This window comes from Pseudolysinimonas sp. (genome assembly GCF_057350545.1).
In genome coordinates this window covers 1-11,161 of the sequence record NZ_JBMRCP010000063.1, presented here as the reverse complement: position 1 = coordinate 11,161, position 11,161 = coordinate 1, and the positions used below count along the sequence as shown (strand labels likewise).

Annotated in this window: 18 protein-coding genes; 8 read left to right on the top strand and 10 right to left on the bottom strand. The window is 69.2% G+C overall.

The window, feature by feature from the left end:
- From ACO1X9_RS08930 to ACO1X9_RS08920, 3 genes are all read right to left on the bottom strand, one after another.
- The coding region (locus tag ACO1X9_RS08930) for an argininosuccinate synthase domain-containing protein (protein WP_486350474.1) at positions 1-521 on the bottom strand (521 nt) is incomplete at its 3' end.
- A gap of 45 nt (positions 522-566) precedes the next feature.
- Complete coding sequence (locus ACO1X9_RS08925; protein WP_486350473.1) at positions 567-1,061, bottom strand: hypothetical protein; 495 nt, start codon at positions 1,059-1,061, stop codon at positions 567-569.
- 112 nt (positions 1,062-1,173) lie between these two features.
- Positions 1,174-2,187, bottom strand: coding sequence for an LLM class flavin-dependent oxidoreductase (locus ACO1X9_RS08920; protein WP_486350472.1), 1,014 nt, complete (start codon positions 2,185-2,187; stop codon positions 1,174-1,176).
- Positions 2,188-2,238: 51 nt separating this feature from the next.
- On the opposite strand from ACO1X9_RS08920, the gene ACO1X9_RS08915 reads away from it, so the two are divergent.
- A complete protein-coding gene (locus tag ACO1X9_RS08915) occupies positions 2,239-2,715 on the top strand; it encodes a nitroreductase family deazaflavin-dependent oxidoreductase (RefSeq protein WP_486350471.1) in 477 nt (158 codons plus the stop codon).
- Here ACO1X9_RS08915 and ACO1X9_RS08910 read toward each other — a convergent pair.
- Positions 2,702-3,358, bottom strand: a complete 657-nt coding sequence (locus tag ACO1X9_RS08910) for an NAD(P)H-hydrate epimerase (RefSeq protein WP_486350470.1) — start codon at positions 3,356-3,358, stop codon at positions 2,702-2,704. The two genes, ACO1X9_RS08915 and ACO1X9_RS08910, sit on opposite strands and share 14 nt — an antisense overlap.
- Positions 3,355-3,639 carry a GNAT family N-acetyltransferase gene (locus ACO1X9_RS08905; RefSeq protein WP_486350469.1) on the bottom strand — a complete coding sequence of 95 codons (285 nt, stop codon included), beginning with the start codon at positions 3,637-3,639 and terminating at the stop codon, positions 3,355-3,357. The genes ACO1X9_RS08910 and ACO1X9_RS08905 overlap by 4 nt, the downstream gene beginning before the upstream one ends.
- A 378-nt stretch (positions 3,640-4,017) precedes the next feature.
- Here ACO1X9_RS08905 and ACO1X9_RS08900 point away from each other — a divergent pair, with 378 nt between their 5' ends.
- Positions 4,018-4,530, top strand: coding sequence for a glutathione peroxidase (locus ACO1X9_RS08900; protein ID WP_486350468.1), 513 nt, complete (start codon positions 4,018-4,020; stop codon positions 4,528-4,530).
- A 38-nt stretch (positions 4,531-4,568) separates the two neighbouring features.
- Positions 4,569-5,558 (top strand): prohibitin family protein, encoded by a 990-nt coding sequence (locus tag ACO1X9_RS08895; protein WP_486350467.1) that lies wholly within the window; start codon positions 4,569-4,571, stop codon positions 5,556-5,558.
- Positions 5,559-5,565: 7 nt separating this feature from the next.
- On the opposite strand, the gene ACO1X9_RS08890 is transcribed toward ACO1X9_RS08895, so the two are convergent.
- On the bottom strand, positions 5,566-5,937 hold the full coding sequence (locus tag ACO1X9_RS08890) for an RNA-binding S4 domain-containing protein (protein WP_486350466.1): 372 nt from the start codon (positions 5,935-5,937) through the stop codon (positions 5,566-5,568).
- 38 nt (positions 5,938-5,975) lie between these two features.
- Here ACO1X9_RS08890 and ACO1X9_RS08885 point away from each other — a divergent pair, with 38 nt between their 5' ends.
- The gene (locus ACO1X9_RS08885) at positions 5,976-6,473 is read left to right on the top strand and encodes an NUDIX domain-containing protein (RefSeq protein WP_486350465.1); all 498 of its coding nucleotides are present in this window, start codon (positions 5,976-5,978) and stop codon (positions 6,471-6,473) included.
- On the opposite strand, the gene ACO1X9_RS08880 is transcribed toward ACO1X9_RS08885, so the two are convergent.
- From ACO1X9_RS08880 to ACO1X9_RS08870, 3 genes are all read right to left on the bottom strand, one after another.
- Positions 6,444-6,929: a hypothetical protein gene (locus ACO1X9_RS08880; protein ID WP_486350464.1), complete on the bottom strand. Its 486-nt coding sequence runs from the start codon at positions 6,927-6,929 to the stop codon at positions 6,444-6,446. The two genes, ACO1X9_RS08885 and ACO1X9_RS08880, sit on opposite strands and share 30 nt — an antisense overlap.
- 70 nt (positions 6,930-6,999) lie before the next feature.
- Complete coding sequence (locus ACO1X9_RS08875; protein ID WP_486350463.1) at positions 7,000-7,170, bottom strand: hypothetical protein; 171 nt, start codon at positions 7,168-7,170, stop codon at positions 7,000-7,002.
- A gap of 67 nt (positions 7,171-7,237) precedes the next feature.
- The gene (locus ACO1X9_RS08870; RefSeq protein ID WP_486350462.1) at positions 7,238-8,059 is read right to left on the bottom strand and encodes a DUF1295 domain-containing protein; all 822 of its coding nucleotides are present in this window, start codon (positions 8,057-8,059) and stop codon (positions 7,238-7,240) included.
- Between the two features lie 36 nt (positions 8,060-8,095).
- On the opposite strand from ACO1X9_RS08870, the gene ACO1X9_RS08865 reads away from it, so the two are divergent.
- From ACO1X9_RS08865 to ACO1X9_RS08850, 4 genes are all read left to right on the top strand, one after another.
- Positions 8,096-8,701, top strand: a complete 606-nt coding sequence (locus ACO1X9_RS08865; RefSeq protein WP_486350461.1) for a CDP-alcohol phosphatidyltransferase family protein — start codon at positions 8,096-8,098, stop codon at positions 8,699-8,701.
- A 9-nt stretch (positions 8,702-8,710) separates the two neighbouring features.
- The gene (locus tag ACO1X9_RS08860; RefSeq protein WP_486350460.1) at positions 8,711-9,178 is read left to right on the top strand and encodes an FHA domain-containing protein; all 468 of its coding nucleotides are present in this window, start codon (positions 8,711-8,713) and stop codon (positions 9,176-9,178) included.
- A 47-nt stretch (positions 9,179-9,225) separates the two neighbouring features.
- Positions 9,226-9,873 carry a transcriptional regulator FtsR gene (ftsR, locus tag ACO1X9_RS08855; RefSeq protein WP_486350459.1) on the top strand — a complete coding sequence of 216 codons (648 nt, stop codon included), beginning with the start codon at positions 9,226-9,228 and terminating at the stop codon, positions 9,871-9,873.
- A 125-nt stretch (positions 9,874-9,998) separates the two neighbouring features.
- Positions 9,999-10,553 carry a MerR family transcriptional regulator gene (locus ACO1X9_RS08850; protein WP_486350458.1) on the top strand — a complete coding sequence of 185 codons (555 nt, stop codon included), beginning with the start codon at positions 9,999-10,001 and terminating at the stop codon, positions 10,551-10,553.
- 125 nt (positions 10,554-10,678) lie between these two features.
- On the opposite strand, the gene ACO1X9_RS08845 is transcribed toward ACO1X9_RS08850, so the two are convergent.
- The coding region (locus ACO1X9_RS08845; protein WP_486350457.1) for a ParA family protein at positions 10,679-11,161 on the bottom strand (483 nt) is incomplete at its 5' end.

The following is an 11,161-nucleotide window of genomic DNA, read 5'->3' as shown; positions in this document are numbered from 1 at the left end:
TCGCTCATCTCCGTGCGACCGCCGAGCTCGGTGACGAACGCCGAGTCGAGCCACGGCTTGTAGACCCGCAGCCGCGGGTTGGCGAGCAGGCCGTAGCGGTAGAACCGCTCGATGTCGTTGCCCTTGTACGTGGAGCCGTCGCCCCAGATCTCGACGCCGTCCTCCTTCATGGCGCGTACGAGCATCGTGCCCGTGACCGCGCGCCCGAGCGGCGTCGTGTTGAAGTAGGTCTTGCCACCCGAGCGGATGTGGAACGCGCCGCACTGCAGCGCGACGAGCCCCTCTTCGACGAGCGCCGACTTCGCGTCGACGAGCCGGGCCGCCTCGGCGCCGTACTCGAGGGCGCGTGCGGGTACCTTGTCGATCTCGGGCTCGTCGTACTGCCCGATGTCGGCCGTGTAGGTGAACGGGATCGCGCCCTTGTCGCGCATCCACGCCACGGCGCAGGAGGTGTCGAGCCCTCCGGAGAAGGCGATGCCGACGCGTTCGCCGACGGGGAGGGAGCTCAGCACCTTGGACACGAGGCTCAAGCTTATGGGCGCGCGGCGGTTGCTCAGTCCGCGGGTCTAGCTGCTCTTGTCGCCTTGTTCGAGCGCGGCCTTGCCGCCCAGGACGGCGAGCGCAGCGAGGATGACGACACCGAGCGACGCTCCAACCAGGGACAGCGCCCTGAGAATGAAGTCCTTGCCCTTGTCATCCTTCTTGTCCACTCGATCGGCGACATCGAGAATGCGGTCGTAGATCGCACGACGTTCTTCCACCGTGAGATCCCGGTCGAGTTCCCGGATGTAGGCGTCTTGAGCCTTCTGGTAGGCGCGGTAGACGCGCTTCTGGCTCTTGTGATTCGAATCGAGCGCGGCCTTGAGGTGCTCGCCGATTGCGTTGAGGGTCTCTGTCGCCAGGAGCTTGAAGTCGGGAAACTGCTCGGCGATCTTGAGCGCGACATCTTTGCTGAGGTCCGGCATCATCGCGACGAGCCGCAGTACCCCGTCCTTCGAGAGATTCCTCCACGACTCGATGCCAAGTTTCTGTTTGACGGCGTCTTCGCTCGGACTGCTCACGTTGGGCTCCCTGGATGTCGCGACTCGACGGGCACAAGATGGTGGTCCGTGCCGGTACGCATGATCGTAGGGCTCGACAACTACTACGTGCGGCCCGACGAACCACCCGGAGTCACCCGAGGGCGGGGACGACGTCCTTTACGATCGACTCGAGGATGCGCGCGTTGAAGTCGACGCCGAGCTGGTTGGGCACGGTCACGAGGATCGTGTCGGCCGCCTGCACGGCGGCATCCTGGGCGAGCTCGGCGGCGATGACATCCGGCGCTCCGATGTACGACCGACCGAAGCGTGCGAGGCCTCCGTCGAGGTGGCCGACCTGGTCCTTGCCGTCGACCTGGGCGCGCAGCCCGAAGTAGTGCTCGGTCTCGTCGTCGATGATCGGCAGGATGCTGCGGCTGATCGAGACGCGCGGCTCGCGGTCGTGGCCGGCCGTGGCCCACGCGTCGCGGAAGAGTTGGATCTGCTCCGCCTGCAGGTCGGCGAGCGTGGCTCCGGTCTCCTCGGTGAGGAGGGTCGACGACATGAGGTTCATGCCCTGCTCGGCTGCCCAGACCGCGGTCGCCCGGGTGCCGGCGCCCCACCAGATCCGGTCGGGCAGCCCGGGGGAGCGGGGCTCGATCGGAAGCGGCTGAGAGACCCCGGTCATCTGCGGGTTGGACATCGCGACGCCGGCACCGGCGATCGCGGCGCGGAAGACCTCGGTGTGCCGGCGCGCGAGGTCGGCATCCGTCTCGCCGTCGGCCGGTACATAGCCGAACGACTCCGAGCCGCGGAGTGCGGTCTCGGGGGAGCCTCGCGACAGGCCGAGCTGCAGTCGACCGCCGCTCAGCAGGTCGGCCGCCGCGGCATCCTCGGCCATGTAGAGGGGGTTCTCGTAGCGCATGTCGATCACGGCGGTGCCGATCTCGATCCGCGAGGTGCGCGCGCCGATCGCGGCGAGAAGAGGGAAGGGCGAGGCGAGTTGCCGCGCGAAGTGGTGCACGCGCACGAACGCGCCGTCGGCGCCGACCTCCTCCGCCGCGACCGCGAGGTCGAGCGTCTGCAGGAGAGCGTCACCGGCCGTCGTGACCGTCGCCTCGCGACCGGGCGCCCAGTGGCCGAACGTCAGGAACCCGATGCGTTTCATGGGAAATGCAAGCGCGCGACGTCGCGGCGCATTCCCGGCAGGATGAGTGCCGTGGCCCTTCCCCGTCCGCTCCGCCCGCCCGTCGCGTGGTTCTCGCGCACCGCGTTCTTCCGACGGATCGGGCCGACGGTCATGCCGCCGCTCGAGCGCGTCATGGCGCGGGTCACCGGCGGGCGCGTGCAGCTCTCCGGGCTCGGGGTGCCGACCCTCGTGCTGCACACGTCCGGCGCGAAGTCGGGGATCGAGCGCGAGGCGGTGCTCATGTACTGCCCCGACGGCGAGGAGTTCCTCGTGACGGGCAGCAACTTCGCCCGTGACACCCATCCCGCGTGGACCGCGAACCTGCTCGCGCATCCCGAGGTCGCGGTGAGCCTGCACGGCCGCCGCATCTCCGTGCGGGCGCGGATGCTCCCCGACGACGAGCGCGAGGCGACCTGGCCGAAGCTCGAACGCAACTGGCCGGGTTACCGCAAGTACGAGGTGACGGCCGGGCGCACGCTGCGGGTGTTCCGCCTCACTCCGCGGTGACCTCGGGAGTGTCGGGCAGGTAGGGGTCGAGCCCGAGGTCGACGAGCACGACGCGGCCGGTGTAGCGCGATCCCGGCTCTCGCAGCAGACCCGCCTTCTCCGCTCCGAAGGTGACGGTCAGATCGGCCGGCAGCACGAACGGATTGGGAACGGCGCCGTCGTCCGGCCCGATCCCGCTCGGGAGATCGACGGCCACCACGCGCGGACGATCCGCGCGGTCGAGGGCCGGCAGCACGGCGGCGACGAGGTCGCGCGCACGACCGCGGAGCCCGGGGGAGGAACCGGTGCCGAGGATGCCGTCCACGATGACGTCGGCACGCGCGGCGAGGTCGGCGACGGCATCCGCCTCCGCCCAGCGTGCCCCGGCGGCGAGGGCCGCCGCTCCGCCGTCCGCGTGATGGCGGTCGCCCGTCGCGACGAGATCGACCTCGGCGCCCGCCGCCGCGAGCTCCGCGGCCGCGAAGAGGGCGTCGCCACCGTTGTCGCCGGAACCGACGAGCACGAGCAGCCGGTGCGGCGTGAGCTCGCGCAGCTCGGCGGCGAGGGCGGCCGCGGCGCGGCGCATGAGCGGCTCGCCGGCCTCGAGCAGCGGCTTCTCGGCGGCGCGCACGTCGGCCGCGAGGTAGCCGCGGCGCGGGGTCATCGTGCCGCGAGCAGCGAGGAACGGTCGGGATGCGCGGCGAACCAGTCGGCGACGTACCAGCAGGTGGGGTGGATGGGGCCGGCGCCTCGCTCCTCGACGTCGTTCACCGCGAACTCGACGAGTTCGCCCGCGTAGCCGTGGCCGCGGAATTTCGGGATCGTGACCGTGTGGTGCATCACGGTGCCCGCACCCTGGTCGCGGTACTCCAACACGCTCACCAGTTCGCCGCCGCGGTACATCACGTACCGGTGGGCATCGGGCTCGTGCGTGATCTCGTTCACGCGTTAAGAGTAGGCGCGGATCTTTGGCGAATCTTGAGGGTTGACGCCGAATCTTGAGGGTAGGAGGCAGCGCATCTTGAGGTTGGTCGTGCAGATTGATCTCAGACGGAACGCAACTCCCCCGAAGCGAACCTGACTCGGGTGGCACACCCCCGGCGAGGAACCCGAATCCCTCGTCTGCCACTCGGATGAGCGAGGGGGCCGATTAATCCACCAGCAACGGCCCCCCCCCCCCCCCTCAGATTTCCCCCAGTAATACCCAGCAGTCCCCCCCCCATGATCGGGAAACGCCCGGTGCTCCCCCCAGCACCGGGCGTTCCTGGCTTAACCGGAGCCTTCGGGCCAGCGCGGAGCGGGAACCCGACTTAGGCTCGGATCATGGCGATCGACGAGAGCATCCGCAGCATCCCGTTCACCACGATCGACGGGAAGCAGGCCACGCTCGCCGACTACGGCGACCAGACCGTGCTCGTCGTCAACGTCGCCTCGCGGTGCGGGCTGACCCCGCAGTACGCCCAGCTCGAAGAGCTGCAGCGGCAGTATGCCGACCAGGGGTTCACGGTGCTCGGCTTCCCGTGCAACCAGTTCCTCGGGCAGGAGCCCGGGTCGACCGAGGAGATCCAGGAGTTCTGCTCGACCACCTACGGCGTCACCTTCCCGCTCATGGACAAGACGAAAGTGAACGGTCCGCAGAAGCACCCGCTCTACGCGGCGCTCACGCGGGAGAAGGACGCCGCCGGCAAGGCCGGCAAGGTGATGTGGAACTTCGAGAAGTTCGTGATCGCCCCCGACGGCACCGTGTCACGGTTCCGCCCGCAGACGCTGCCCGACGCTCCCGAGGTCGTCGCGGCGGTCGAGCAGGGGCTCGCGCAGGGCTCCTCGCAGGGCTGAGTTCGCCCGGAGGAACGTCGCGTCACTATCCTGACGCCATGTTCATCGTCAGCCTGATCTTCCTCCTCGCCGGCGTCGTCGCCCTCGTCGTCGCCGCGTCGAACGCCCGCGCCCGGGTGGTGGCGGCCGGCGACACCCCGAACGGCAGCGCGTTCCGCCGGGGCACGAACGTGATCATCTCGCGCGTCGCCCGCTGGGTCGCGATCGTGCTGTTCTTCCTCGGCGCCCTGTTTCTCGTGCTCTCGTCGTTCTTCCGTCAGGACGTCGGGCAGGCCAATGTGCTGCGCGACTGGACCGGGGCGATCCTCGGTTCCCAGACGGCGCCGGGCCTGCACTGGAAGGCCCCGTGGGTCGACACCGTCACCTTCGACGTGCGCAACCAGCGCGCCGTCTTCGTGAGCGAACAGTCCTACGGCGAAGGCGACAACATCGGCGGCAGCCCCGACGGTCCGCAGATCACGGTGCAGGATGCCGAAGGCGTCACGGCGAACCTCGACATCGCGATCCGCTACTCGCTCGACCCCGGAGCGGTGATCGACATCTACAGCGAGTACCTCAACGAGGACAACCTGCGTACGCGCCTCATCTTCAACGACATCCGCTCCGTCGTGCGCTCGGTGCCCGGCAGCTTCTCGACGATCGACATGCTCACCGACCGCGACACCGTGCAGGAGCGCATCCTCGAAGCGCTCGAACGGCGGTGGGAGAACGACGGCATCATCGTCGAAGACGTCGCGCTCCAGGAGATCCGCTACGGCGAGCAGGTCACGGCGGCGTTCGCGGCCGCGCAGGAGGCCGCCATCCAGGTGCAGACCGAACAGAACCGTCTCGAGGCGGCGAAGGTGTCGGCGCAGCAGAAGGTCGTGCAGGCGCAGGCCGAGGCGGATGCCAACGCGATCCTCAACGCGAGCCTCACCGACGCGATCCTGCAGCAGCGCTACCTCGACACCCTCAAGGAGCTCGCCGCGGCGGGCAACCTCGTGATCGTGCCCGAGGGGTTCAGCGGGCTCGTCAACGTCGCGCGCTGAGGTCTCGTCAGCCCTCGTCGAACGGGTCCTTGAGACGGTCGATCAGGCGCCGGTCGCGCTTGGTCGGGCGACCCGCACCGCGCTCACGGGTCGCCGTGAGCACGCGTTCCTCGGGGGGTGGCGGCGGGGGAGTGAGGTCGTCGTACGCGGCAGCGGCCTGTGGCGCGCCGACGCGTTTCGCGAACACCTCTCGCACGACGACGATGCGCGCGACGTCGCCGACCCGCAGCCGCACCTCGTCGCCCGGCTTCACCGGAGCGGCAGCCTTCGCGCGGTCGCCGTTGAGCCGTACGTGCCCGGCGCGCACCATCGCCGTCGCGGCCGACCGGGTCTTCACGAGCCGCACGGCCCAGATCCACGAGTCCAGGCGATCGGCCATGCCTCGACCCTAAAGTGCGAGACCGTAAAGTACGTGAGGTGACCCGCGCGACGCACGACCCCGAGGCACGCCGACCGCGGGGCCCTGAAGACACCTGGGTCGACGGGCCGCGCGGCCGCTACTGGGGAACGTACGGCGCCGCGGGTCTGCTGCTCGCCCATCCCGACGCCGGGGTGCTGTTGCAGCTCCGTGCCGTGTGGAGTCACCTCGGCGGCACCTGGGGTCTGCCCGGGGGAGCACGCAAGGCCGAGGAGACACCCGAGGCCGCGGCCATCCGCGAGGCCGACGAGGAGGCCGGCGTGCCGCCCGAACTCGTCACGGTGCTCGACACGAGCGTCTTCGACCTCGGGTACTGGTCGTACACGACGGTGCTCGCGCGAGCCGAGGAACTGTTCGCGCCGATCCTCGGCGATGCCGAGAGCGAGGCGCTGCGCTGGGTGCCGTTCGACGAGGTCGGGACTCTGCCGCTGCATCCCGGCTTCGGCAGCACGTGGCCCGAGTTGCGGCTACGCCTCGACGAACTGCTGCGCGCCTGATCCTTCGGCGGCGTCCGCCGACGCCAGCCGCGCCTTCCAGGCGACGAGACCGCGAACGACGGGACTCTCGTCGTCGGCGAGCTCGGCCATCGCGTCGTCGGGCACGAAGTAGTTGACGGCGACGAACCCGCGCACCGTCTCCGACTCGTCGCGGGCGAGGTCGCGCAGGATGTCGCACGAGACCGTCTCGTTGCGGGCGAGGGTCGCCCGCACACCGGCATCCGGATCTTTCGCGAGCTTCGCAACCAGGTCGTCCGGGGCGTGATAGTCGGCGGCCACACGCTCGCGGATCTTCGGATTAGCGCTCTCGGCGAGCAGACGCAGCCGGCGGATCTTGCTCTCCGTCATCTCAGGGGAGCGGTAGTGCTGGGCGACCTCGTCGGGCGTGCGCATCGACGGGGCGTTCGCGGCCAGCTGCAACCGCTGGGCGGGAGTGTTGAACCGGATGCACGACATGTCTGCGAGGTTAACCCAGCGCGCCGCGCCCCCGACGGAAGTCCGGGGCGCGGCGCGGAACACCGGTCGGTCAGACGCGTGCGCGTCCGCCCGATCCGATGAAGCGGACGAGGAACACGATGACCGCGATGACGGCCAGCACGATCCCTACCCAGAGCAGGAACTGCAAGGACTGCACGAAGCCACCCGTCAGCAGCAGAGCGACGGCGACGATGGCGATGATGATTCCCAAGAGAGACATGGTGAGTCTCCTTTCCTCGGGAACCAGTTCACGCGCGCGCGTCGGTTCGCGGCATCCCCTTGTGTACTCAGGCGACCTGCGCTACCCGCGCGCGACGCGGCGGCAGCGGCACGAGCATCGACGTGGTCGCCTGGTAGTCGGCGTACTCGGGGTACTTCGACTTGGTGATGCTCTCGGTGAAGATGGTCGACCCGATGAAGAGGCCCGTGAGCAGCGCGGCGCCGACCACGGTCCACTGCAGGAGCGACCCCGCGGCGACCGCACCGAAGAAGAAGAACGCCCACCACTGTGCCTGCTCGAAGAAGAAGTTGGGGTGGCGCGAGAACCGCCAGAGTCCCGACTGGAGGAACCGGGTCTCGGGCTGGCGGCCGGCGGCGACGGCGGCCTTCTTCTGCTGGTGGAAGCGCCACTGCTGCTGGTCGGCGATCGTCTCGCCGGCGAGAAGCAGCAGGAACACCGCGGCCACGACGAGGTCGAGCGCACCGAGCGGAGTGCCGCGGTTCTCGTAGGCGGTGTGGGCCGGGAGCGTGATGAGCACGAGCAGGGCGTGCTGGTAGAGCACGATGAACAGGATGTTGAAGATGCCGAACTGCCACGGTGACATGCGTGCGCGGAGGATCGGCCAGCGGTAGTCCTCGACCCCCGTGTACCCGCCCTTGCGCGCGAAGTTGAAGGTGAGCCGCGCGCCCCAGAGGGTGACGAGCACGGCCATGATGTCGAGGCGCGCATCGGCGAGGCCGGCGGCGCCCGCGAAGATCCAGACATAGACGACGGGAACGATCGACCAGAGGCGGTCGACCCAGGAGTGGTCTTTGCTGACGAGGGAGGCGATCCAGCAGAAGGCGGCGACGGCGCCGGCGACTGCGATCACGACGAGAAGGGGGTGCATGGATCGACTCTAGGATGTGCGAGGGAGGTGGGGCGCATGAAGCCAGCGGTGAGTTCGCGGGTCTGGACGATCCCGAACGTGCTCTCGTTCCTGCGACTGCTCTTCATTCCCGTCTTCTTCTGGCTGCTCGTCACCGAGCAGTACGGCTGGGCGGTGCTCGTGATCGCGGCCTCGTCGGCGACCGACTTCGTCGACGGCTACATCGCGCGCCACTTCAACCAGATCTCGCGCCTGGGGCAGTTGCTCGATCCCGCGGCCGATCGGCTGTTCATCCTGACGACGCTCCTCGGACTCGCCTTCATCGGCGCCCTGCCCTGGTGGTTCGTGGCCGCGCTCATCGCCCGCGACGTGCTGCTCATCGTGCTCGGGATCGTGCTCGCCAACCACCGCTATGGGCCGCTGCCCGTCCACCACCTCGGCAAGATGGGCACCTTCGCGGTGCTCTTCGCGATGCCCGTGCTGCTGCTCGCCTTCGCGGTGCACGAGACGGCGTGGATCGCCCTCCCGCTCGGATGGGCGGCCGCGATCTGGGGTCTCTTCCTCTACTGGTGGGCGGGCGTGGCCTATGCACTCCAGGCAGTTCGGATGATCCGGGATCTCCGGGTGGCGGGCGCGGCCTCATCCGATACTGTGGATCGGTAGGAGGTCAGGATGGTCGAGCCGAACGAGCCCGGTGCTGAGAACGGCGCAGCGTCCTCGAACGACACGACGGCGCACTTCACGGCTGAGTTCTCGGCCCAGCTCGCCGCGATGGAAGCGGGGATCTCGCCGGACGAGCAGGAGGCCATTGCGGCACTGCCTTCGGGTTCGGCCCTGCTCGTCGTGCGACGTGGCCCCAATGTCGGAGCGCGCTTCCTGCTCGACGCCGACGTCACCGTCGCCGGCCGTCACCCCGAGGCCGACATCTTCCTCGACGACGTGACCGTGTCGCGTCGCCACGCCGACTTCGTGCGCGTGGGCACGGCGTTCCAGGTGCGCGATCTCGGATCGCTCAACGGCACGTACTTCGACGGCGTCCGCATCGAATCCGCCCTGCTGAGCGATGGAGCCGAAGTGCAGGTTGGCAAGTTCCGTCTGACGTTCTACGCGTCGCGCCTCGATAAGACGAGCGCCAAGTAGTGGCGTCCGCTGTCTCCCCGGCTCGTTCGGCCGGGGGATCGAACCTCTTGAGCATCGGGCAGGTGCTCGCACGGCTCAGCCCCGAGTTCCCCGACCTGTCGCCGTCGAAGCTGCGCTTCCTTGAGGAGCGCAGCCTGGTCACGCCCTCGCGCACGGAGTCGGGGTACCGCAAGTTCTCGCCCGCCGACCTCGAGCGTCTGCGCCTCGTGCTCTCGATGCAGCGCGACTACTACCTGCCGCTCAAGGTCATCCGCACCTACCTCGACGACCTCGACGCCGGACGCGACCCGGTGCTGCCCGGCGGCGCGACCGTCATGGCGCCCTCGATGCTCGCCGCGGATCGTCGACTGAGTCGCGCCGAGCTCATCAAGGAGTCGGGTGCGAACGCGATGCTCCTCGGCGACGCGATCACGGCATCCCTCATCGTCGCGGGCGACACCTACGGCGAGGATGCTCTCGCCGTGCTCCGGGCGCTCGTCGAGCTTCAGCGCTCGGGCATCGAGCCGCGGCACCTGCGGGGTTTCCGCGCGTCGGCGGAGCGGGAGCTCGGGCTCATCGAGAGCGCTCTGACCCCCGTCGCCCGGCGCAAGGACGCCGCGAGTCGCGCGAAGGTGAACGAGATGGCGCGCGAGATCGCGGGGCAGCTCGAGATCGTGCGGTCGAGCCTCATCCGCAGCGCGCTCGGCAAGCTCTGAGGTCTGCGGCGGTCGATTTGGCCGCGACACGCCCGGATGTCGTTGTCGGGCTGCGAGGGTGGGGGTAGCGTGAGAGCGCAGCAGAGCTTGAACCTCAAGTTCAACCTGAAGGTTAGGGATTCGACATGGCGGAAGTGACCCGGAGCGACTCCTCGCGCTACGCGGCCGAGCCCCTGCTGTTCACGGACGGCCTCCCCGAGCTCGACGAGTCGGCGGGCTACCGCGGGACGGTCGCGGCGAAAGCCGCCGGCATCTCCTACCGCCAGCTCGACTACTGGGCGCGCACGCAGCTGGTCGAGCCCACGGTGCGCGGTGCGGCAGGTTCCGGATCGCAGCGCCTCTACGGCTTCCGCGACATCCTCGTGCTCAAGCTCGTCAAGCGACTCCTCGACACCGGGATCTCGCTCCAGCAGATCCGGGTCGCCGTCGAGCAGCTCCGCAGCTCCGGCATCAACGACCTCGCCCAGACGACGCTCATGAGCGACGGCGCGTCCGTCTACCTGTGCACGTCCGACGAGGAGGTCATCGACCTCGTCTCGCAAGGACAGGGCGTCTTCGGCATCGCCGTCGGCAAGGTGCTGCGCGAGGTCGAGAGCAACCTCGTCGACGTCGAGTTCGCCCCGGCGGAAGACCCCTCCGACGAACTCGCCGCCCGCCGCGCCGCCCGCGCCGCGAGCTAGCTCTCCTGACAGATCTCGGGGGCTTCGGCTCCCGACCCCGTTCGCGAGTCAAGAGCGGGGACCCCTACCCCGATTGACTCGCGAACGGGGTCGGAAGCCTCCGCGAGTCCTGCGAAGGCTGGGGGTTAAGAGACCTGAGCCCCGGGCTCTTCGTCGCCGAGACGAGCCGTGCGCATGACGCGCTCGAGCAGCTGGTCGAAGTTCCTCGCCATTTCCTGAGCTCCGTCGCCGGGCCAGATATGGAGGGGCTTCGCGGCGCCCTGGGCCTGCTGCAGGGACGTGCGCTCGGGGAGCTGGGGGGAGAGCACGAGGGGGCCGAACATGTCGCGCAGCTCCTTGATGCGGAACTGGTGCTCGAGGGATTGCACGCGGGCGCGGTTGACGATGATGCCGAGCGGCTGGAGGCGCGGCGACAGGCCGCGGCGGATCTCTTCGATCGCGCGGAGGGCGCGGTCGGCGGCGGCGACGGAGAAGAGTCCCGGCTCGGTGACGACGCCGACACGGTCGGAGGCCGCCCACGCGGTGCGGGTGAGGGCGTTCAGCGAGGGAGCGCAGTCGATGAGCACGAGCTCGTAGTCGCGCTCGACGTGCGCGAGCGCCTCCTCGAG